Origin of the sequence: Bradyrhizobium sp. 4 (assembly GCF_023100905.1) — a bacterium.
Lineage (GTDB): Bacteria > Pseudomonadota > Alphaproteobacteria > Rhizobiales > Xanthobacteraceae > Bradyrhizobium.
The window spans coordinates 5,628,131-5,650,595 of sequence record NZ_CP064686.1; the positions used below are offsets into that span (position 1 = coordinate 5,628,131).

General features: G+C 64.8%; 19 protein-coding genes. 8 read left to right on the top strand and 11 right to left on the bottom strand.

The genetic code is table 11. The features are described from left to right. Positions 1-282 precede the first annotated feature (282 nt). On the top strand, positions 283-2,292 hold the full coding sequence (locus IVB45_RS26875; RefSeq protein WP_247359083.1) for an EAL domain-containing protein: 2,010 nt from the start codon (positions 283-285) through the stop codon (positions 2,290-2,292). 2 nt (positions 2,293-2,294) lie between these two features. Here the strand turns inward: IVB45_RS26875 and IVB45_RS26880 are convergent, their stop codons facing one another. The 8 genes from IVB45_RS26880 to IVB45_RS26915 are packed head-to-tail and all read right to left on the bottom strand — an operon-like array spanning position 2,295 to position 10,657. Then, positions 2,295-3,014, bottom strand: a complete 720-nt coding sequence (locus tag IVB45_RS26880; RefSeq protein ID WP_247359081.1) for an ABC transporter ATP-binding protein — start codon at positions 3,012-3,014, stop codon at positions 2,295-2,297. Beyond that, positions 3,007-3,762 (bottom strand): ABC transporter ATP-binding protein, encoded by a 756-nt coding sequence (locus IVB45_RS26885; protein ID WP_247359079.1) that lies wholly within the window; start codon positions 3,760-3,762, stop codon positions 3,007-3,009. Before IVB45_RS26885 ends, IVB45_RS26880 begins: the two co-directional genes overlap by 8 nt. Then, entirely contained in the window at positions 3,759-4,757 is a 999-nt protein-coding gene (locus tag IVB45_RS26890; protein ID WP_247359077.1) for a branched-chain amino acid ABC transporter permease, read from the bottom strand. Before IVB45_RS26890 ends, IVB45_RS26885 begins: the two co-directional genes overlap by 4 nt. Further along, positions 4,754-5,629, bottom strand: coding sequence for a branched-chain amino acid ABC transporter permease (locus IVB45_RS26895; RefSeq protein ID WP_027519401.1), 876 nt, complete (start codon positions 5,627-5,629; stop codon positions 4,754-4,756). Before IVB45_RS26895 ends, IVB45_RS26890 begins: the two co-directional genes overlap by 4 nt. A gap of 10 nt (positions 5,630-5,639) precedes the next feature. After that, a complete protein-coding gene (locus IVB45_RS26900) occupies positions 5,640-6,881 on the bottom strand; it encodes an ABC transporter substrate-binding protein (protein ID WP_027566512.1) in 1,242 nt (413 codons plus the stop codon). Between the two features lie 22 nt (positions 6,882-6,903). Further along, entirely contained in the window at positions 6,904-9,279 is a 2,376-nt protein-coding gene (locus tag IVB45_RS26905) for a xanthine dehydrogenase family protein molybdopterin-binding subunit (RefSeq protein ID WP_247359075.1), read from the bottom strand. Next, entirely contained in the window at positions 9,276-9,800 is a 525-nt protein-coding gene (locus IVB45_RS26910; RefSeq protein WP_247359073.1) for a (2Fe-2S)-binding protein, read from the bottom strand. Before IVB45_RS26910 ends, IVB45_RS26905 begins: the two co-directional genes overlap by 4 nt. Beyond that, on the bottom strand, positions 9,797-10,657 hold the full coding sequence (locus IVB45_RS26915) for a xanthine dehydrogenase family protein subunit M (RefSeq protein WP_247359071.1): 861 nt from the start codon (positions 10,655-10,657) through the stop codon (positions 9,797-9,799). The genes IVB45_RS26910 and IVB45_RS26915 overlap by 4 nt, the downstream gene beginning before the upstream one ends. A 263-nt stretch (positions 10,658-10,920) precedes the next feature. On the opposite strand from IVB45_RS26915, the gene IVB45_RS26920 reads away from it, so the two are divergent. Beyond that, complete coding sequence (locus tag IVB45_RS26920; RefSeq protein ID WP_027566508.1) at positions 10,921-11,541, top strand: TetR/AcrR family transcriptional regulator; 621 nt, start codon at positions 10,921-10,923, stop codon at positions 11,539-11,541. A gap of 6 nt (positions 11,542-11,547) precedes the next feature. Here the strand turns inward: IVB45_RS26920 and hutU are convergent, their stop codons facing one another. Genes hutU through hutI form a run of 3 tightly spaced genes read right to left on the bottom strand, consistent with a single transcriptional unit; the run spans position 11,548 to position 16,002 of the window. After that, positions 11,548-13,218: a urocanate hydratase gene (hutU, locus tag IVB45_RS26925; protein ID WP_247359069.1), complete on the bottom strand. Its 1,671-nt coding sequence runs from the start codon at positions 13,216-13,218 to the stop codon at positions 11,548-11,550. Between the two features lie 13 nt (positions 13,219-13,231). Further along, positions 13,232-14,791 carry a histidine ammonia-lyase gene (gene hutH, locus IVB45_RS26930; RefSeq protein WP_247359068.1) on the bottom strand — a complete coding sequence of 520 codons (1,560 nt, stop codon included), beginning with the start codon at positions 14,789-14,791 and terminating at the stop codon, positions 13,232-13,234. Further along, a complete protein-coding gene (gene hutI / locus IVB45_RS26935; RefSeq protein ID WP_247359066.1) occupies positions 14,788-16,002 on the bottom strand; it encodes an imidazolonepropionase in 1,215 nt (404 codons plus the stop codon). The genes hutH and hutI overlap by 4 nt, the downstream gene beginning before the upstream one ends. Positions 16,003-16,086: 84 nt before the next feature. Between hutI and IVB45_RS26940 the strand changes: the two genes are divergently transcribed. The 6 genes from IVB45_RS26940 (at position 16,087) to IVB45_RS26965 (ending at position 22,074) form a co-directional block, all read left to right on the top strand. Next, positions 16,087-17,445 carry a formimidoylglutamate deiminase gene (locus tag IVB45_RS26940; protein WP_247359064.1) on the top strand — a complete coding sequence of 453 codons (1,359 nt, stop codon included), beginning with the start codon at positions 16,087-16,089 and terminating at the stop codon, positions 17,443-17,445. Then, positions 17,442-18,170 carry a histidine utilization repressor gene (gene hutC, locus IVB45_RS26945; RefSeq protein WP_027566503.1) on the top strand — a complete coding sequence of 243 codons (729 nt, stop codon included), beginning with the start codon at positions 17,442-17,444 and terminating at the stop codon, positions 18,168-18,170. The genes IVB45_RS26940 and hutC overlap by 4 nt, the downstream gene beginning before the upstream one ends. A 105-nt stretch (positions 18,171-18,275) precedes the next feature. After that, positions 18,276-19,220: an ABC transporter substrate-binding protein gene (locus IVB45_RS26950; protein ID WP_247359062.1), complete on the top strand. Its 945-nt coding sequence runs from the start codon at positions 18,276-18,278 to the stop codon at positions 19,218-19,220. Between the two features lie 73 nt (positions 19,221-19,293). Continuing rightward, the gene (locus IVB45_RS26955; RefSeq protein ID WP_247359206.1) at positions 19,294-20,067 is read left to right on the top strand and encodes an ABC transporter permease; all 774 of its coding nucleotides are present in this window, start codon (positions 19,294-19,296) and stop codon (positions 20,065-20,067) included. Next, positions 20,064-20,849 (top strand): ABC transporter ATP-binding protein, encoded by a 786-nt coding sequence (locus tag IVB45_RS26960; RefSeq protein ID WP_247359060.1) that lies wholly within the window; start codon positions 20,064-20,066, stop codon positions 20,847-20,849. The genes IVB45_RS26955 and IVB45_RS26960 overlap by 4 nt, the downstream gene beginning before the upstream one ends. Further along, on the top strand, positions 20,842-22,074 hold the full coding sequence (locus IVB45_RS26965) for a Zn-dependent hydrolase (protein WP_247359058.1): 1,233 nt from the start codon (positions 20,842-20,844) through the stop codon (positions 22,072-22,074). The genes IVB45_RS26960 and IVB45_RS26965 overlap by 8 nt, the downstream gene beginning before the upstream one ends. Positions 22,075-22,465 lie beyond the last annotated feature (391 nt).

A 22,465-nucleotide genomic window follows, 5' to 3' on the forward strand; every position in this document is an offset into this window, starting at 1 on the left:
GGGAGAGGTGAAGCCGGCATGCCGGCTCGCACTGTGTCGATGCGACAATACGCTCCGCTGGCGCATATGGTTAGCAGAGCGTAGCCGCAATTTATGCAAACTCTCTTTCAGCCAATCCCCGCACTTCCGCCGCCGGATATCGTTAACGCGGCCTCACCGGTGCGCGGATCGAGAAGGTCCGCGGCGCGTCGAACCTCTCGCGAGGACCCCAATCTAACGCCCCCTTTACCCCCGCAGTGCAAGATCGCCCGCGTTTTGAGGAAATTCAGGGCTGATATTGCAATGCCTATCACCAATTTGAAGTCACATCTAGCTGCCGTTGCAGAGCTGTTTCGGGTGCCGGCCGACAATCCGGAGCTGATGCGCGCGCAATTCGACGCCTTCTCGAAACAGATCCCGCTGCTCTATTTCATCCTGATCACAAACACGATCGCGGTGGCCTATACCTATGTGCCGCTGGCACCGGCCTCGCTCAGTATGATCGTGCCGGCCGTGTTGATCGCGGTGACAGGCTTTCGCACATTCTGGTGGCTGCGCCAGCGCGGTGTCGTCCGCAACGATGCCGACATCCTGCGCAACCTGCGCCTCACCAATTGGATTGCAGCGCCGATCGCGGCGGGTTTTACTCTCTGGTCGTTTGCCCTGTATCCCTACGGCGACGCTTTCGCCAAGAGTCAGGTTGCCTTCTACATGGCGGTAACCGTGATCGGCTGCATCTTCTCGCTGATGCATCTGCGCTCGGCAGCACTGATCGTGACGCTGGTCGTCGACGTGCCCTACGTGCTGTTCTACTTCGCCACGGGCGAACCGACGCTGGAGGCGATGGCCGTCAACAATCTGCTGGTCACCGGTGCGATGGTGACGGTGCTGTTCATCTATTATCGCGACTTCGCCGATCTCGTCGCGAGCCGCAAATCGCTGCTGGCGCAGCAAGCGGCCACCCAAGCCCTATCGGACGAGAACTTCCGCCTCGCCAACCTCGATTCCCTGACCGAACTACCTAACCGCCGCCGCTTCTTCGCCGAGCTGTCGAGCGCGTTCACCGATGCCGAGCGCAGAAACGTTCGCGTCGCGGTCGGGATCATCGACCTCGATGGCTTCAAGCCGATCAACGACAATTACGGCCATTCGGTTGGCGACCGCGTTTTGATCGAGGCGGGCCGGCGCATCCGCGAGGTCTGCGAGGGCTTCGGCCCGCAGCGGGTGGAATTCGCCAGGCTCGGCGGCGACGAGTTCGGCCTCGTCGTGTGCGGCGACCCTGACGATGCGGATCTGATGCGGCTCGGCGAACGCGTTGGTGACCAGGTCAAGCTGCCCTACCAGCTCGACACCGCCCATACCGGGCTGTCCTGTTCGATCGGTTTCGCGCTGTTCCCGCAATCGGCAACGACGGCAGAAGCGCTCTATGAATGCGCCGACTATTCGCTTTATCACGCCAAGCGCCATCTGCGCGGCCGCATCGTGATCTTCTCGAGCGAGCTCGAGGCCGAGATCCGCAGCCGCGGCGTCATCGAGAATTTGCTGCGCACTGCCGATTTCAGCACCGAGATAAACCTGGTGTACCAGCCGATCGTGGACGCCATGAGCGAGCATACCGCCGGCTTCGAGGTCCTGGCGCGCTGGCACAGCTCCCGCCTCGGCCTGGTTTCGCCGGCCGATTTCATTCCGGCCGCCGAGCGCATCGGCCTGATCCGGCCGCTGACGCAGGCGCTCCTGGTGCGCGCGCTCGCGACGGCCAGGACCTGGCCCGATCACATCCGCCTGTCGTTCAACCTGTCCGCCCACGACGTCTGCTCGCCCGAGGGCGTCCTGCCGCTGATTACGATCATCGAGAAGAGCGGGCTGCCGCCACACCGGATCGACTTCGAGATCACCGAGACCGCCGTCACCTTCGATTTCGTACGCGCACAACAGTCGATCGCGGCATTGAAGGCGATGGGCTGCGGCATTTCGCTGGACGATTTCGGCACCGGCTACTCCTCGCTGAGCCACGTGCACTGGCTGCCGCTCGACAAAATCAAGATCGACCGCAGCTTCATCGCCGACGTCAACGACAATCCAGTGAGCCACAAGATCATCAAGTCCCTCACGGGCCTCTGTGACGACATGGAGATCGCCTGCGTCGCCGAGGGTGTCGAGACCCGCGCTCAGCTCGACACCCTGCGCCGGCTGGGATGCGACTTCATCCAAGGCTACTACTTCGCCAAGCCCATGCATGGCGACGCCATCGACGAGTATCTCGCCAAGGAACGCCAGCGCCTTGGCGGCGCCGTATCCAGGGTCGTGGCCTAAAGTCAGACCGCGCAGTAGCGCTCCTGGATGTCCTTGTCCGCCAGCAGCGCCGCGGCGCTGCTTTGATGCACGACTTCACCCTGATCGATGATCACGGCACGGTCAGCGAGCCGCAGCGCCCATTCGACGTTCTGCTCGACCAGGAGCAGCGTCTTGCCCTCGTCGCGCAGGCGACGGAACAGCACGCCCATCTCCTCGACCAGGACAGGCATGATGCCCTCCGACGGCTCGTCGAGCAGAAGCATCTTGGGCTTTGCGATCAAGGCGCGTGCAATCGCCAGCATCTGCTGCTCGCCGCCTGACAGCGTGACACCCTCCTGATCGAGGCGCTCCTTCAGGCGCGGAAAGGTCTCGGCGATCTCGTCGATCGCGACGCGCTCATCGATGTCGCTTCCTGCCGCGACGAGGCCGAGACGAAGGTTCTCGCGCACGGAGAGACCGGGGACGATGCGGCGCTCCTCGGGGACGTAAGCAAGGCCGAGATGGAAGCGCTGATGGGCGCGAAGCTGCAGAAGCTCCCGGCCCGCAAAGCGCACGCGACCCGTCGTCTTCGCCATCAGGCCCATCATCGACCGCAGCGTGGTGGTCTTCCCGGCCCCGTTGCGGCCGACAAGGGCAACGACCTCGCCGGGCTGCACATGCAAGGAGATGCCGTGAAGGACGTGGCTCGCGTCATACCAGGCGTGGAGATCCTCAATTTCGAGCAGTGCGGTCTCAGCCATAGCCTTCACTCTGTCCGAGATAGACCCGGCGGACCTCCGGATTGCTCCTGATCTCATCGGGCGCGCCGTCCGCAAGCAGGCGGCCGTGATGCAGCACCACGACGCGCTTGGACAGGCCCAGCACCATCTTCATCTTATGCTCGACGAGAAGCACGGTGCGCTTCTCGGCGAGCCGTTCGAGCAGCGCGACCATGTCCTTGGTCTCCTCCGGCCCCATGCCGGCGGTCGGCTCGTCGAGCAGAAGCAACTCCGGCTCCGAGACCAACGCAATCGCGATCTCCAGCGCGCGCTGCTGGCCATGCGCCAGGAATTTCGCCAGTTCGGCGCGCCTGCCCAGCAGCCCGACCGCCTCGAGCGCAGCATCGGCGCGGGCATTGAGTTCTGTTAGTCGGGCGCGGTTACGCCAAATGTCGTAGCTCACGGTCAACGCCTGCGCCGCCACGCGGACGTTCTCGTGCACGGACAGGTCCGGGAAGATGTTTGTGATCTGATAAGAGCGCGAGATGCCCTGATGCACGAACCGATGCTGCGGAAGGCGGTTCAGCTCGCGACCTCTGAAATGCAGCTTGCCTGACGTCGGTGTCAGCGCGCCGGATAGGATGTTGAAGAACGTGCTCTTGCCGGCGCCGTTCGGCCCGATGATCGAGGTGAGCTGTCCGGCCGCAAAAGACACCGTGATGCCTTCGAGCGCGACGAAGCCGCCGAAGTGCTTGCCTATTCCCTCGGCACGAAGCAATTCGCCGCTCATGGCCGCGCCTTTCCGACACCCAATGTGTCGAGCAGCGTGCCCCAGATGCCCTTGGGCAGGAACAGCACGAACAGGACGAAGATCGCGCCGACGAAGAGCTGCCAGTGTGGGGTCCAGACCGAGATGACGTCCTCCAGAATCAGAAACGCCGCCGCGCCAACGAACGGCCCGAAGAAGCTGCGCGCGCCGCCCAGCAGCACCATCATCACGATCATGCCCGAGGTCTGGTAGTGCAGGATGTCGAGCGGCACGATCGACAGATGTAGCGCCAGCATGCAGCCACCGAGCGAGGAGATCGCGCCTGACAGCATGAACACGATCAGCTTGCTGCGCTCGACGTCATAGCCGCAGGCCCGCGCCCGCTGCTCGTTCTCGCGGATGGCCTCGATCACCGCCCCAAAGGGCGAGTTCAGGATGCGCGACTGGAACCACATCGCCAATGCGGCGAAGGCCATCAGCACATAATATTTGTTGACGGGGTCGAGGAAATTGACGGGGAAGCCGAACAGGCTGATGCGATCGACGGTAAAGCCGCGCAGGCCATTCTCGCCACCGGTGAAGGACGAGGCCTGGAGCGCGACGTAATAAACGAGCTGAGCCAGCGCAAGCGTCACCATGGAGAAATAGATGCCGCGCGTGCGCGTCGAGACGATGCCGATCGCGGCGGCGAGGCCTGTGCTGAGGAGGACGGCGATCGGGACCGCGGCGAACCAGGGCACGCCGTAACGGCCGATCGCAATGCCGGTGAAATAGGCGCCCGCACCGAAGAACGCGGCTTGGCCGAACGACAACAACCCCGTGTAGCCGAACAGCAGATTGTAGCCCATCACCACGACGCCGTAGATCAGGACGTTGACGGCCAGCGCCTGGGACGGCAACAGCCAAGGCAACACAGCCAGCACCGCGATCGAGAGCAACACGCGTTGGTCGAGAAGCCGGCCGAGCCCGACGGACGAGAGTTTGGCGACCGCTTCGCCGCTCGATGGTGAGGTCACGCGGTCCTCCCTCTGATGCCGAACAAGCCCTGCGGGCGGATCAGCAGCACCACGGCCATCAGTGCGAACATGACGATGGTCGCCATCTCCGGCGCGAACAGCGCGACCAGGCTGATCGAGATGCCGACCATGAGGCCTGCGACGACAGCCCCGACGATCGACCCGAGACCGCCGATCACGGTCACCACGAAGGCTTCCGCCAGCACCAGCGATCCCATCTCCGGATTGACGCTGCGCATAGGACCCGCGAGCACGCCGCCGAGCGCGGCCAGCCCGACGCCTAGCCCGAAGATCGCGAGCCAGACCCGGCCGATGTCGACACCGAGCACCTGCATGATGGTGGGATCGCGGGCGCCCGCACGCACGATCAAGCCGATCCGCGTCTTCTCCAGCGTCAGCCAGAGCACCAGGAGCACCACCGCCACCAGCGCAATGACGAACAGGCGGTAGCGCGGGAAGAAGCCGATGCCGAGATCGAGCACACCGATCAGCTGCGGCGGGGTCGGAAACGGGATGCCGTCGCTGCCGAACACGATCCTGACGCCCTCGACCAGGATGTAGCTGAGGCCGAAAGTGAGGAGCAGTGGATCGTCGATCGAGCGCCCATAGAGCCTTCGGATCAGGACGAACTCGATCAGCATGCCAAAGGCGCCGATCAGGATGGGCGCCAGCAGCAATCCCCACCAGAAGCTTCCGGTGAGAGACGCCAGATACAGCCCCGCATAGGCCCCGATCATGAACAGCGCGCCATGAGCGAAATTGACCACCCCGAGCATGCCGAACACGATCGTCAGTCCAAGCGCAGTGATTACCAGGACCGCCCCAAGAGCGATCCCGGAAAGAAGCTGCATGATGATCAGCGACAGGTCCATTGCCCGGGCTTCAGGTCGCGTGGCCCAGCTCGCTGCAACTGCGCAGCATGTCGTCGGAGCCAGTGTCGTTGGCGAGAATGGCGAACAGATCGTTGTCGTTGGCCATGGCGGACTTCTTCTTGGACTCCAGCACCAGCACCGGCTGCACCGATTGGTGATCGCATTTGCGGTAATGCTGCGGACCCTTGGTCAGGTCGTATTGCAGCTTCTCCAGCGCATCGACCACCTTGTCGGTATCGGTGCCACCCGCGGTCTGCATGGCCGCCAGCAGCGACCCGACGCCGGCATAACCGTAGGCGCCGTAGTCGGTCGGGATGGCGCCGCCATTGGCTGCCTTGAAGGCGGCGTTGAAAGCGGCGGCGGACTTGCTCTGCGTCTCCAGGCCCCAGTAATAGTTGGCGCCGCCAACCACGCCCTCGAACACGTCGGGGCCGACCGCGAGCCGCTGGTTGTGCAGGATCACCGGCACGACGATCTTCATCTGCTGCTTGACGCCGAAGTCCACCGCTTGCTTGATCGCATTGGCCTGATCACGGCCGAAATTGGAGATGCAGAGCACGTCGGGCCGCAGCGACATCAGGCGCGGCATGAAGGTGGAATAGTCGGCAGCGCCAAACGGATGCAGTATCTCGCCGACGCTATCCGCGCCGATCGCCGCCTGCGCGCGCTTGAAGCCGCGCAGCATCTCATGCCCGTACGCGTAATCTGCGACGAGATGGGCAACTTTCATGCCCTTCTTCAGGGTCTGCCGTGCCACGGCGGCGGTCGTCATGTGCGGGTTCAGCGCCTCGTGGAAGGTGTATTTGCTGAAATCCTTGACCTCGTTGATGGTGTCGGACTGGCTGATCGAAACGTAGATCACGCCGCGGGCGCGGGTGACTTCGTTGACCGCGAGCTGCACGGCGCTGGAGAGCGCGCCGACCACGGCGTGAACCTTGTCCTTCTCGATCAGCTCCAGCGTACGGGTCGCGGCCTCGCCGGCATTGAGCTTGTCGTCGCGCACCAACAGCTCGACCTTGCGGCCGCCGATGCCGCCCTTGTCGTTGGCAAGCTTGACCGCGAGCTCGGCGCACTTGACCTGGTCGCGCGCCTCCGCAGCGAACGGGCCGGTCAGCGGGGTCGGAAAGCCGATGCGGATCGTTTCGTCGGCAGCGCGCCCGAGCCGCGGCATGGCGAGCAGTGCCGCGCTTGCCGAGAGACCGGCGAGCGCGGTGCGGCGGGATATTTTCGAGGTGGAAGCGGACTTGGGCATGATTTCCTCCAATTGTCTTTTTCTAGAATCGCTTCAGGGCTTTCAGGATTTTTGTAGGCGTGATCGGGATCGAATTGATCGTCGCATCGAACGGTGTGAGCGCGTCGTTGACGGCGTTCAGCACACAGGCCGACGCCGCCGCCGTCCCCGCCTCACCGCATCCCTTAGCGCCAAGCTCGGTGTCGGCGGTCGGTGTCTCGACGTGAGCGATGACGATGTCAGGCATCTCCATCGGCATCGGGACGAGGTAGTCGGCGAGCGAGCCGTTCACGAGCTGGCCGGTCTCGCTGTAGCGACACTCCTCGAACAGCGCCGCGCCCAATCCCTGCACGATGCCACCGCGGAGCTGCTCGTCTACCAGCATCGGATTGATGACCCGGCCACAATCCTCGACGATGAAATGCTTCAACATCTTGATGAAGCCAGTCTCGACGTCCACCTCCAGCGAACAGCCCTGGATGCCGTTGGTGAAGGCGAACGGATAGCCCTGTGGCGCGAAGTGATGGCTCACGGTGAGCTGGGCCTGCGTGCCCGGCGGTAGCGTATCGGAACGGAAATAGGCAATGCGCGCGATCTCGGAAATCGGCATCCGCTGGTTTCGCGTGCCAGCATCGACGACCTCGCCATCGATGATGTCGAGTGCCGATTGCTGCTCCTGGAGGATGAGCGCGGCGATTTCCAGGATATTGCGCCTGAGCGCGCGCGTGGCCTGGAGCGCAGTCTCGCCGCCGATGCCAGCGCCGCGGCAGGCCCAGGTCGCACCGCCATGCGGCGTCACCTCGGTATCACCGGTAATGACCTTGACGTGCTCCTGCGCGAGGCCGAGCTGGTCCGCCACAATCTGGCTGATGATCGCCTCGGTGCCTTGCCCCTGCTCCGTGACCGAGATCAGGCAGCGCACTTCGCCTGATGGCGTCAGGCTGATGATCGCACCGTCCTGCGAGGAGATACGGGCTCCGCCAACACCATAGAACGCGGGACTTGGATTAGTGATCTCGACAAAGGCCGCGATGCCGATCCCGCGATAGATGCCGCCCTTGCGCAACTCCGCCTGCTCGGCGCGCAGCCCGTCATAATCCATCATCTCGTGCAGCCGCTTCAGGCAGGCCTGATGCGACAACGCCTCGAAACGGTAGCCGGTCGGCGAGGTCTGCGGATAGGCATCATCGGCGATGACATTCTGCGCTCGGATCGCGAAGGGATCGAGACCGAGCTTCGCCGCAGCCATGTCGACCAGCCGCTCGGTGACGGCGCAGGCGATGGGATGGCCGACCGCGCGATACTGGCTGGTCTGCACCTTGTTCTGGAAGAGCACTTCGAGCGTCGCGTGGTAGTTCTTGAAGCGATAGGGCGCGCCGATCAGGCGGATGACCTGGTTGCCCTCCACCACGCTTGTACGCGGATAGGTCGAAAACGCCCCGATTGCGGTCAGGTCCAGCACGTCCATCGCAAGGATCTCGCCCTTGGCGTCAAGCGCCATCCGGGCGCGGACGCGGTGGTCGCGGGCATGGATGTCGGAGACGAACGATTCGATGCGGTCGGCGACGTATTTGACGGGCCGGCCGAGCAGGATCGAGAGGCCGACCACGGCCATGTCCTCATGATAGACATGCAGCTTCATCCCGAAGGAGCCGCCGATGTCGGTCGCGATCACGCGAACGCGGGCCTCCGGAATGCCGAAGTGGCGCGAATAGAGGTCCTGGAACTGATACGGCGTCTGTGTCGCGTGATGCACGGTGAGCATCTCGGCCGAAGGATCGTAATCGGAAACGATGGCGCGCGGCTCCAGCGTCACCGCGGTATGGCGGCCGAAGGACAACTCCTCCTCCACCACATGGGCCGCATGCGCAAAGGCGTCGTCGACGCTGCCGTTGTCGAGCTGGCTGCGGAAGCAGACATTGTTGGCACTGCCAGGATTGATCAGCGGCCCGCCGCCCTCACGCGCGCTATCGATATCGGCGACGATCGGAAGGTCTTCGTAGTCGATCTCGATCAGTTCCAGCGCATCCTCGGCGATCGCACGGCTCTCGGCAACGACTGCAACCACCGCCTGCCCGGCCCAGACCACGCGGTCGAGCGGCAGCGGTAATTGCGGTGCCGAGATCATCCCCTTGAAATGGTCGAGCGTGCCGGTCCAGGGCGAGCAGATCTTGGCGAGATCGGCACCGGTCGCAACGAGATGCACGCCTTCGAGCGCGCTCGCCCGCCCGGCATCGATCGAGATGATCTTCGCATGCGCGTGCGGGCTGCGCAGGAACGCGGCATACAGCATCCGCGGCAGCCTGAGATCGCTGACATAGCGCCCGCGCCCGGCGAGCAGCCGCTTGGCGTTCGGGCGCGGCACGGAGCGGCCGATATAGGAATTCGGGCGATCCAGCGAGGTCAGCGGCGCGCTCATGTCACGCCTCCGCTTTCGCTGCGGGCTTTTGCCACCGCGTCGATGGCATCTACGATCGCTTCATAGCCGGTGCAGCGGCAGTAATTGCCCGACAGCGCGTCACGAATGTCCTTGCGGCTTGGCCGCGTCACCTGCGAGAGGAGTTCGTGGGCGTTGACCAGCATGCCCGGCGTGCAAAAGCCGCATTGCAGAGCGTTGCGGCGGTGGAATTCGGCCTGGAGGTCGGCGATCACGCCGCTCTCCGTGAGACCTTCGATCGTATCTATCCTGGCGCCGTCAGCCTGCACCGCGAACATTAGACAGGCGTGCACGGCTTGGCCGTCGAGCTGGACGAGACACGCGCCGCAGGCGCCCATCTCGCAGCCGGCATGCGTGCCTGTCAGCTCGAGCGCGTTGCGCAGGCAATCGACCAGCGTCTCGCGCGGCGCGACCTCACAGGCCACCTTGCGGCCGTTGACGGTGAAGCGAACGCGCACGGTCTCGTCCGCATCATCCAGGAGGGATCGGTCGAAGCCGCTCATCCGCCCGCTCCGAGACGTCCGAGCATGCGTCCGAGCAATACGCGGGCAAGATGCAGCCGCATCGCCGGCGGCACCTCGTCGCTATCCGGTGGCGTCAGATCACCTTCTAGCGCAGCTTGCGCTGCGGCGATGCGTTCGGTGCCAAGGCTCGAGCCGATGAGCGTAGCCTCCGTTCCCTTCACCCGCGTCGGCGTATTGCCGACAGAAAAGAACGAGATCCTTATGTCATCGATGCGCTCGCCGGTGCAGGTTGCGAGCATGCCGCAACCGACCAGGGCATAGTCCCCGCGCCGCCGGGCCAATTCGTCAAACGCAAAGCGCTGATCGGCCTTGAACAGCGGGACGAAGACCGCGGTGATCAGCTCACCGGGCTGCAAAGCTGTCTCGAACAGGTCGACGAAGAAGTCGTCGGCCTTGACGCGCCGGCTGCCCGAAGGGCCGACAATCTCGATCTCGGCATCGAGCGCCAGCGTCATCGCCGGAAATTCGGAAGCCGGGTCGGCCTGCGCGACACTGCCGCCGAACGTGCCGCGGTTGCGGATCGCGGGATGGGCGACGAAGGGCGCAGCCGCATGCAACAGCGGCGCGAATTCGGCGATCAGCGGCTCGCTCAGCATCTCGCAATGGCGCGTCAACGCACCGATGCGCAAATATCCGCCCTCACGCCTGACGCCACGCAGCTCGGAGATATGAGTGATGTCAATCAGCAGCCGCGGCGCCTGCAGCCGCAGCGACAACGCCGGCACGAGGCTCTGGCCGCCGGCAATGAAACACGCACCGTCGCCGGCGCGCGCGTGAGCATCCAACGCCTGGTCGATCGTCGCAGCGCGAAAATAGCTGAAAGCCCTCGCCTTCACCGCCGTTTCCTCGGATTCCTCGGATTCCTCGGCTCATCAGCCGGGACGCCAGATTTGTAACCATCTGGTCTCAAAATCCTGACACGCCATCGGAAGTCGGTCAACAGGAAATGACCATTTGGTTACAAATGCGCGTTGGGCTATGAAGACGACGGGACGTGCGATTCAGCGACGAAATGGCCCGCAAAGCGCAGAAAACGGCGAAGCGACCGGTCCGGAAGCGGTCCGAGACAGGCAGCAAGTCCGCGCCAAAGCGCCGCAACATGCGTGCGGCCGACCGCGAGCGCGCCATCCTGGACGAGGCAATCCGATTCTTTGCCGAGCGCGGCTTCGAGGGGCAGACGCGCGAGCTCGCCAAGCGCCTGGGAATCACGCATTCGGCGATCTACCGCCACTTCCCGAGCAAGGAAGCGCTGATCGAGCGTGTCTACCAAGAGGTTTATCTCAGCCGCTGGTCGCCCGATTGGGGTCCGATGATCCGCGACCGCTCGCTATCGCTCGAGGCCCGGCTGACGCGCTTTTATCTCGACTATGTCGAACGCGTGTTCGAATACAATTGGGTGCGGATCTTCGTCTTCTCCGGCATGAAGTCGTTCGGCATCACCGGCCGCTATCTCGACATCATCAGGCGCGAGATCATCGAGCCGGCGGCCGGCGAACTGCGCCACGACCTGAAACTGCCCGAAGCAAAGACACTTCCGCTCGGCGAGCGCGAGACCGAGCTGTTCTGGGGCCTGCACGGCCGCATTTTCTATCTCGCGATCCGCAAATTCATCTACGCGACGCCAATCCCGGCAGATCTCGACGCGATCGTTCGCGATGCCGTCCAGACCTTCATGGACGGTGCGAAGACCACGATGCCGAGGCTCCTGGCGCGCGACTGAGCCTGGCTACGTCGCCAGGCTCGGCAGATCGAGCCCTTTCTCGCGGGCGCATTCGATCGCGGTCTCGTAACCCGCGTCAGCGTGGCGCATGACGCCGCTGGCAGGGTCGTTCCAGAGCACGCGCGCGATGCGCTTCGCCGCTTCCGGCGTACCGTCGGCGACGATCACCATGCCGCCATGCTGGGAATAGCCGATGCCGACGCCGCCGCCGTGATGCAGCGACACCCAGGTCGCGCCGCTGGCGCAATTGAGCAGCGCGTTGAGCAAGGGCCAGTCGGACACAGCGTCCGAACCGTCCTTCATCGCTTCGGTTTCGCGGTTGGGGCTCGCCACCGAGCCGCTGTCGAGATGGTCGCGGCCGATCACGATTGGTGCCTTCAATTCGCCACGCGCCACCATCTCGTTGAAGGCAAGGCCCAGGCGATCGCGATCGCCGAGCCCGACCCAGCAGATCCGCGCCGGCAGGCCCTGGAACTTGATGCGCTCCCTGGCCATGTCGAGCCAATTGTGCAGGTGCTTGTCGTCAGGCATCAGCTCCTTGACCTTGGCGTCGGTCTTGAAGATGTCCTCGGGATCGCCCGACAGCGCGGCCCAGCGGAACGGCCCGACGCCGCGGCAGAACAAGGGACGGATATAGGCGGGGACGAAGCCGGGAAAATCGAAGGCGTTCTTCAGGCCCATGTCCTGCGCCATCTGGCGGATGTTGTTGCCGTAGTCGAGCGTCGGAATGCCCTGCGCATGGAAATCCAGCATGGCCTGGACGTGCTCGACCATCGAGGTCTTTGAGGCGCGCTCCACGGCCTTGGGGTCGGCGGCGCGCTTAGTCTCCCACTCCGCAAGCGTCCAGCCCTTCGGCAAATAGCCGTTGATCGGATCGTGCGCGCTGGTCTGATCGGTGACGATGTCGGGCCTGACACCACGGCGGACCAGCTCGGGAAAAATTTCCGCGGCGTTGCCGAGCAGGCCGACCGAGATGGCCTTCATCGTCTTCGTCGCCTCCGCCATGACCGCAAGCGCCTCGTCGAGCGTCGCGGCCTGGCGATCGAGATAACCGGTGCGCAGACGCATCTCGATGCGGCTCGGCTGGCATTCGACCGCCAGCATCGAAGCCCCGGCCATGGTCGCAGCCAACGGCTGCGCGCCGCCCATGCCGCCGAGACCCGCGGTCAGAATCCATCTGCCGGCGAGGCTGCCGCCATAGTGGCGGCGGCCAACTTCAACGAAGGTTTCGTAAGTGCCCTGCACAATGCCCTGGCTGCCGATATAGATCCAGGAACCGGCCGTCATCTGGCCGTACATCATCAGGCCCTTTCGATCGAGCTCGTTGAAATGGTCGAGCGTCGCCCAGTGCGGCACGATGTTGGAGTTGGCGATCAGGACACGCGGCGCGTCGGCATGGGTGCGGAACACACCGACCGGCTTGCCGGACTGGACCAGCAGCGTCTGGTCATCTTCGAGCTCGCGCAGCGAAGCAACGATCCGGTCAAAGCTCTCCCAATCGCGCGCAGCGCGGCCGATGCCGCCATAGACCACGAGCTCGCTCGGACGTTCTGCAACGTCGGGATCGAGATTGTTCATGAGCATGCGCAGGGGCGCTTCCGTCAACCAGCTCTTGGCGCTGATTTCGCTGCCGCGGGGTGCGCGGATGGTGCGGTCATTGTCCAGTCGGCGGTTCATGCGGAACACCTCGTCAGGCAAGTGTCGGAAACGGGTCGGTTGAAAGCACGGCGAGCGCCGCAGCCGGCAGCGCATCGGCCTCGACCAGCGCTGCAGCCTTGGTGAGATCGCCGGCCATGTAGCGGTCGGCGCCGAGCGGCGGCACCTGCTCGCGAAGTGCGGCGATGACGGCAGCGAGCGGCGCGCTGGTTGCATGCGGCGCGCGCAGCGTGATGCCTTGGGCGGCGACCAGCAGCTCGATGCCCAGGATGGTGGCGAGATTGTCGGCCATGTCCGACAGCCGTCGTGCGGCATGCGCGGCCATCGAGACATGGTCTTCCTGGTTGGCACTGGTCGGGGTCGAGTCGATCGAGCAGGCGGCGGCGCGCTGCTTGTTCTCGGCATAGAGCGCGGCCGCCGTCACTTCGGCGATCATGAATCCGGAATTGATACCGGGATCGGGAGTGAGGAACGGCGGCAGGCCGAAATTGAGCGCGGGATCGACCAGCGTCGCGATGCGCCGCTCGCTGATCGCACCGATTTCCGACAGCGCGAGCGCGATGGTATCCGCGGCAAAAGCCACCGGTTCGGCATGGAAGTTGCCGCCGGAGACGATCTCGCCGGTCTCGACCAGCACGAGCGGATTGTCGGTGACGGCATTGGCCTCGACGACAAGCGTCCGCGCCGCCTGCACGATCAGGTCGAGCGCCGCGCCCGCAACCTGCGGCTGGCAGCGCAGGCAATAGGGATCCTGCACGCGCTCGTCGCCTTCGAGATGCGACAGGCGGATGTCGCTGCCGTGGAGCAGCGCCATCAGGGTTGCCGCAGCCGCGGCCTGTCCGGAATGGCCGCGCAGCGCCTGGATCTCGGGGCGGAACGGCGCCGTCGAGGCCATCGCCGCATCGACCGACATCGCGCCGGTGACGAGCGCAGCGCGAGCCATGCGAAATGCGCGCAGCACACCGGAGACGGCGTAGGCGGTGGAGAATTGCGTGCCGTTGATCAGCGCGAGCCCTTCCTTGGGACCGAGCGTCAGTGGCGGCAGGTCGGCGGCCGCGAGCGCCTCGCTGCCCGACACTGTCTTGCCGTCGACGATCGCCTGCCCTTCGCCGATCATCACAGCGGTCATATGCGCGAGCGGCGCGAGATCGCCGGAAGCACCGACCGAACCTTGCTGCGGCACCAGCGGTGAGACGCGCCGCGCCAGCATGGCCTGCAGCTGCTCGATCACCCCGCGGCGCACGCCGGAGGCGCCGCGCCCGAGGGAGATGATCTTCAGCGCCATCATCAGGCGGACGATCGGTTCGGGCGTCGCCGCACCGACGCCGCAGCAATGCGAGACGATAAGATTGCGCTGGAGCAGCGCGGTCTGACCGGGCGGGATGCGCTTCGACGCCAGCTTCCCGAAGCCGGTGTTGATGCCGTAGACGGGAGCATCCGCTCGCGCGGCCCTTGCTACGATCTCCGCGGCCGCGTCGACGCGCGGCCAGAACGAGGGATCGAGAACGACAGATGCGCCTTCGAGCACGCGCGCGAGATCATCGAGGCTGACCGTTCCCGGCTTGACAACGATCGGCGCGCGCGGCTCCGTCACTGTCCCCTCCACACCCGGCGGTGCAGCGGATTGAAGCCGATGCGGTAGACCAGCTCGGCAGGGCGCTCGATGTCCCAGATCGCAAGGTCGCACCATTTGCCGGCCTCGAGCGTGCCGGTATCATGGAGCACGCCGAGCGCTCGCGCGCCTTCGCGAGTGACACCGGCAAGGCACTCGGTCACATTCATCCGGAACAGCGTCGCGCCCATGTTCATGGCGAGCAGGAGCGATGTCAGCGGCGAGCTGCCCGGATTGCAGTCGGTCGCCAGCGCCATGGCAACGCCGTGCTTGCGGAATGCCTCGACCGGGGGTTTTTGCGTCTCGCGGATGAAGTAGAAGGCGCCGGGCAGCAGCACGGCCACCGTTTCAGCTTTTGCCATCGCCGCTGCACCGGCTTCGTCGGTGTGCTCGAGGTGATCGGCCGAGAGCGCCGAGAATTTTGCGGCGAGCGCAGCGCCGCCGAGGTTCGAGAGCTGGTCGGCATGCAGCTTGACCGGCAGGCCAAGCCGCCTCGCTGCCTCGAACACCCGCGTCGTCTGCTCGCCGGAAAATGCGATACCTTCCATGAAGGCATCGACCGCATCGGCGAGGCCCGCCTTCGCGACCGCAGGCAACATCTCCCTGCAGACGAGATCGATGTAGCGATCCTTGTCGCCATCGGCCTCCGGCGGCAGGGCATGCGCACCGAGAAACGAGGTTCGGATCGCGACCGACCGCTGACGACCCAGGCTTCGCGCGGCGGCCAGCTGCCGCATCTCGGTCTCGGTGTCCAAGCCGTAGCCGGATTTGATCTCGACCGTGGTGGCGCCCTCGCCAATCAGCGCATCGAGCCGCGGCAGCGCGAGTGCTACGAGCTCGGCCTCGCTTGCCTTGCGCGTCGCGGCCACCGTCGAGACGATGCCGCCGCCGGCGCGCGCGATCTCCTCGTAGCTCGCGCCCTTTAGGCGCAGCTCGAATTCGGGGGCGCGGTTGCCGCCATAGACCAGATGGGTGTGACAATCGACGAGACCGGGCGTGATCCAACGCCCTTCGCAATCGATGCGTTCGGCTGTATCGGCATTCGCCGGAAAATCGGCCTGCGCCCCCGCATAGACGATACGACCGGCGCGCGCGGCGATCACGCCGTGCTCGATTTCGCCGAGATCGGGACGATCGGCCTGCATCGTGGCGAGCCGGGCGTTATGCCAGATCCGGTCGAAGCGTTCTGCCATGCAACTGTCCCTTCGCGTGGGATGCTTGACTTATATGTCTAGACATATAATCGTGTCGCGGTTCTGTCCAGCCGGCATGGAAACATGACACGACTGCATTTCGCCTCCGCGCTCCTGCCCTCGGGCTGGGCCAATGACGTGCAGGTGGTGATCACCGCCGGCGCGATCGCCGAGGTGACCGCGGGCGTGGCCCCGGTCTCCGGCGACGAACGCCACGACATCGCGCTTCCGGGACTTGCGAGCCTGCACAGCCACGCCTTCCAGCGCGGCATGGCGGGTCTCGCAGAACTGCGCGGCGATAGCACCGACACTTTCTGGACCTGGCGCGAGACGATGTATCGCTTTGCGCTGGCGATGACGCCTGACGACGTCGCAGCGGTCGCGACACTGCTTTATGTCGAGATGTTGGAGCAGGGTTTTACCCGCGTCGGCGAATTCCATTATCTGCATCACGATCGCGACGGCTCGCCATACGCCGACATCGGCGAAATGGCCGCACGCATCGCGCAGGCCGCCGAAGCCTCGGGTATTGCGCTGACGTTGCTGCCGAGTTTTTATGCGCATGGCTCATTTGGCGGCGCAGCACCGCATGCCGGCCAGCGCCGCTTCATCTGCACGGTTGATCAGTTCGCCGCGCTGGTGGGCGCCTCGCGCAAGGCGCTCGCAACATTGCCGGATACCAACATCGGCGTCGCGCCGCACAGTTTGCGCGCTGTGACGCCGGCCGAGCTTGCGGCAATCCTTCCGCTCGCGGACGGCGGCCCGGTGCACATTCATGCCGCCGAGCAGGTGAAGGAAGTCGAGGATTGCCTGGCCTGGTCCGGACGACGTCCGGTGCAATGGTTGCTGGAGCACGCGCCCGTCGATCAACGCTGGTGCCTCATTCACGCCACCCATACGACGAATGAGGAACTGGCCGCCCTCGCCAAGACCGGCGCGGTCGCCGGCCTCTGCCCCGTTACCGAGGCGAGCCTTGGCGATGGCATTTTCCCGGCTCGCGAATTCGTCGGTGCCGGCGGTACCTTTGGCATCGGCACGGATTCCAACGTGCTGGTCGGCGTCGCCGACGAGCTGCGCCAGCTGGAATATGGCCAGCGGCTCAAGCACCGCGAGCGCAACGTGCTCTCCGCCGGCGCGGGGCGCTCGACGGGACGCACGCTGTTCGATCATGCGCTTGCAGGCGGCGCGCGGGCACTGGCACAGATGTCAGTCGGTCTCACACCCGGTGCGCGCGCCGACATCGTCACGCTCGACACCACGCATCCCTCGCTGTCGGGGCGCGCGCGCGACGCCGCCATCGACGGCTGGATCTTTGCCGCGGGCAGCGGTGCGATCGATTGCGTTTGGGCCGGCGGCGACAAGGTCGTCGAGGGCGGCCGGCACAGACTGCGCCAGGCCGCGCGCGAACACTTCAACACATCGGTGCGGAGGCTCGTTGCATGAGTCTCGCCACTGATACACCGGACCAGCCGACGCTCTACAAACGGATTCGCGCCGATATCGAGAAGCGCATTCTGACAGGCGAGTGGCCGCCCGGTCATCGCATCCCGTTCGAGCACGAGCTGGTGGCGCGTTACGGCTGCTCGCGCATGACAGTGAACAAGGCGCTGTCGGAGCTCGCGCAAGCCGACCTGATCGAGCGACGGCGACGTGCCGGCTCCTTCGTCCGCCGGCCGCAACATCAGTCTGCCGTGCTCAAGATCGCCGACATGCGCGCCGAGATCACCGCGCTCGGGCGCGCTTACGGTTACGAGCTGATCGGTCGCAAGCTCCGCGCCGCGACCGCGGCCGACCGTGACCGCCTCGGTGTCAAGAAGGCCGGCAGGGTGGTCGCGATCACCTGCCGCCACAGCGCTGACGACGTACCTTTCGCCGTCGAGGACAGGTTGATCGATCTCGCGTCGGTGCCGGACGCAGCGACCGCGGATTTTTCGCGTGAGCCACCCGGCTCGTGGCTGCTTCACCATGTTCCATGGACAGAAGCCGAGCATACGATCAGCGCTATCGTCGCGGACGATCGCACGGCGGAGGCGCTCGACATCGCCGTCGGCGCCCCCTGCCTCGTGATCGACCGCTATACCTGGCGCAGCGCGCGCACGATTACCGCGGTGCGGCTGCTCTATCCCGGTGACTCTCACCGCCTTGTCGCCCGATTCAAGGGAGGCTGAGAGGACGTGTCGGCACAAATCGTGCAACGCTTCGGGCAACGGTCCATGAGGACCGACCGAGATCAACAGGACGTCAATCCATCGATCGGCAAGAGGACGACAACCATGCGTAGTTCGAAAGTATTTGCGACTATCATTGCGCTTACGGTCTCCACCCCCGTGCTCGCCGACGACGTCAAGGTGGGCGTCGGCATCTCCGGATGGACCGGCTTCGCGCCGCTGACGCTGGCGAAGGAAGCCGGCATCTTCAAGAAGAACGGCCTCGACGTCACCATCAAGAAGATTCCGCAGAAGGATCGCCATCTCGCGATCGCCTCCGGTGACGTCCAGTGCGCGGCAACGACCGTGGAGACCTGGATCTCCTGGAACGCCAACGGCGTCGCGACCAAGCAGATCTTCCAGCTCGACAAGAGCTACGGCGCCGACGGCATGGCCGTGCGCAACGAGCTCGCCGCGATCAAGGATCTGAAGGGCAAGACGGTTGCGGCTTCCGCGCCCGGCACCTCGCCCTATTTCGCGCTGGCCTGGATGCTCAAGAAGAACGGCTTGTCGGTGAAGGACGTCACCGTCGTGAACCTCGAGCCGGCAGCGGCCGCGCAGGCCTTTGTCTCCGGCCAGAACGATGCCGCGATGACCTATGAGCCGTATCTGTCGACGGTTCGTGCCGCACCCGACAAGGGCAAGATCATCGCGACCACGCTCGACTATCCGATGGTCATGGACACGTTCGGCTGCACGCCGAAATTCCTCACCGAGAACCCGAAGGCCGCCAAGGCGCTCGCCGACAGCTATTTCGAGGCCCTCGACATGATCGCCAAGGACCAGGCCAAGGCCTACGAGATCATGGGTGCCGACGTGAAGCAGACCGGCGAGGCGTTCGGCAACTCAGCGAAGTATCTGCGCTGGCAGGACAAGGCCGCGAACCAGAAATTCTTCGCCGGCGATTTCCTGACCTTCAACAAGGAGGCCGCCGACCTCCTGCTGGAGATCGGGATCATCAAGGCCGCGCCGAAGGTCGAGGATCTCTTCGACGCCAGCTACATCAAGTAAGCCTTCCAGGAACCGCCGGCCCCGTCTCGCGGCGGGGCCGGTAAACTTATTCACCGCCCGGATAGACAGTTTGATGCGTCCCCTCGATCCCGTGACGTCAAGGCAGCGCGTGGCTTACGGCCTTGCGTTCTTCGTAGTGTTCGTTGCCCTCTGGTCCTGGGCGACCTTCGGCGGCCACGTGTCGAAAGTGTTCCTCGCCAACCCGCTGACCATGGTGCAGGAAGGCGTCGATCTGATCATCAAACAGGGCTTCCTGTTCGACATCGGCATGACGATCTGGCGCGTCGTCGGCGGCTTCGTGCTCGCCGCGCTCATCGCGGTGCCGCTCGGCGTGCTGATGGGGGCCTACAAGCCGGTCGAGGCGTTCCTCGAACCGTTCGTCTCCTTTGCGCGCTATCTGCCGGCCTCCGCCTTCATTCCCCTCCTGATCCTGTGGGCCGGCATCGGCGAGCTGCAGAAGCTGCTCGTCATCTTCATCGGCTCGGTGTTCCAGATCATCCTGATGATCGCGGTCACCGTCGGCACGACGCGGCGCGACTTGGTCGAGGCGGCCTATACACTGGGGGCCAGCGACCGCGGCATCATCCGCCGCGTGCTGTTGCCCTCCTCCGCGCCTGAGATCGCCGAGATCCTGCGGCTGGTGCTGGGCTGGGCCTGGACCTATGTCATCGTCGCTGAACTGATCGGCTCCTCCTCCGGCATCGGCCACATGATCACCGACAGCCAGGCGCTGCTCAACACCGGCCAGATCATCTTCGGCATCATCGTGATCGGGCTGATCGGCCTGGTCTCGGACTTCCTGTTCAAGGCGTTCAACGCGTGGCTGTTTCCCTGGAGGCTCGCATGACGATCCTCAAGATCGAACAGGTCTCGCGAACCTTTCCCGCGCGCCACGGCAACGCCCCGACCAGGGCGCTGGAGCCGACCGATCTTGTGATCGGCAACAACGACTTCGTCACCATCCTCGGCCCTTCCGGCTGCGGCAAGTCCACGCTGCTTCGTATCGTCGCCGGCCTCGATCGCCCGACCGGCGGACGTGTGGTGCTCGACGGACGCGAGGTGACCAGCCCCGGCGCCGATCGCGGCATGGTGTTCCAGTCCTACACGTTGTTTCCCTGGCTGACAGTGCGCGAGAACATCGCCTTCGGCCTGCGCGAGCGCGGCGTGTCCGAGGTGGAGCGCAACAAGGTCGCCGATGGCTTCATCCGCCAGGTCGGTCTGTCCGGCTTCGAGAACCATTGGCCGAAACAGCTCTCCGGCGGCATGCAGCAGCGCACCGCGATCGCGCGCGCGCTCGCCAATGATCCCAAGATCCTGCTGCTCGACGAGCCCTTCGGCGCGCTCGACAACCAGACGCGCGCCCTGATGCAGGAAATGCTGCTCGGGATCTGGGAGCGCGACCAGAAGACCGTGCTGTTCGTGACCCACGACATCGAGGAAGCGATCTTCCTCGGCAGCCGCGTCATCGTCATGAGCGCACGTCCCGGCCGCATCAAGGCCGAGATCAACGTGGACCTGCCGCATCCGCGCTCCTACAAGATCAAGACCACGCCCGAATTCGTCCAGTTGAAGGAACGGCTGGTCGAGGAGATCCGCACCGAGGCGTTGAAGGTTGCCGAGCATGCCTGACACCTTTTCACTCGCAAACGGCGAGCGCGTTCTCGCCGATCTCAATGCGCTCCGTGCCATCGGCGCCTACAAGACCGGCGTGCACAAGCCGACCTTCTCCGAACCGCACAAGCTTTCGCTGGATTGGCTGGTGCGGAAGCTCCCCGACGCGGGCCTCTCCGCCGCGATCGACGGCATCGGCAATGTCTTCGGCACCAGCGCAAAGGCGGGACCCAAGCTGCTCGCGGGATCGCATCTCGAAAGCCAGAACTACGCCGGCTGGCTCGACGGCCCGCTCGGTGTCGTCTACGCGCTCGAAGCGGCGCGCGTGCTCAATGCTGATCCCTCGCTCGAAGGCGCGGTCGAGATTGCCGCCTGGTGCGACGAGGAAGGACACTTTGGGCACTTCCTCGGTTCGCGCTCCTATGTCGGGCAAGTGAGCGAGGCGGACATTGATGCCGCACGCGACCGCACCAGCGGCCGCACCATGCGGGACGCACTCGCCGACATGGGGCTCGCAGGACGACCGCGCATCACCGCCGAGCCGGGCCGGCACGTCGGATATCTGGAAGCCCATATCGAGCAGGGCGACACGCTCGAAAGCGGTCGCCTTGCGGTCGCCGTCGTCACCTCCATCGTCGGCATCTGGCAATACCAGATCAATTTCGTCGGTGAGCAGAATCACGCCGGCACCACCCGCATGGCTGCACGGAAGGATGCCGGGCTGGCGCTGGCAAAGTTCTGCGTCGCCATCGACGAGCGTTTTCCCGAGAGCTGCGGTCCGCGCACGGTCTGGACCACCGGCCGCATCACGCTCGATCCGGGCGCGCCGAGCATCATTCCGGGTGGCGCCGAAATGCTGTTCCAGATCCGCGACGACGATCCTTCCGTCATCGCCCGGTTGGAAGAGCTGCTGCGGAGCATGGCGGACGAGGCCAGTGCGAAGGGTCCCTGCACCGTCACCGTGGAAAAACTGCGCACCGGCGCGCCGGCCATGATGAACGCAGGCATCCAAGACGCGATCGAAGCCGCGAGCAAGACTCTGGCCGGCGGACGATCCATTCGCATGCCCAGCGGTGCCGGCCATGATGCGCAGATGCTGGCGACAATCATGCCCGCGGGCATGCTGTTCGTACCGTCGATCGGCGGCATCAGCCATCACTGGACCGAGAACACCGCCGACGTCGACATCGTCACCGGCGCCCAGGTGTTCGTCGAAGCTTGCCGTAGGATACTCAGCGGCTAGAACGAGGCGCCGCCCCACTCTCGTGTCCCGGAAGCGCTGCAACGCACCGTCGAAGAGACGCTGCGCTGCGTCCGGCACGAGAACGGAGTGTGGCGCACACTCTCTCCACATCGTCATTGCGAGCGCAGCGACTTGTCCGCCGAAGCTTTAGCGAAGGCGGAAGCAATCCAGAATCCCTCCGCGGCGGCAGATTGGATTGCTTCGCTGCGCTCGCAATGACGAAGCAAGGGGCCAGCATCCTCATCCTCCAAATGCAGGCTCGATTTGCAGACACGCCTTCGCATCCTCGCGGCGCGTTTCGCCCGAGCTTTGCTTGGTCACTCCACCCTCAAATCCAAGAGGGCGCAGGGAAGGCCGGGTGCCGGCTGGCACCCGCGGTCCGCTGCGCGAA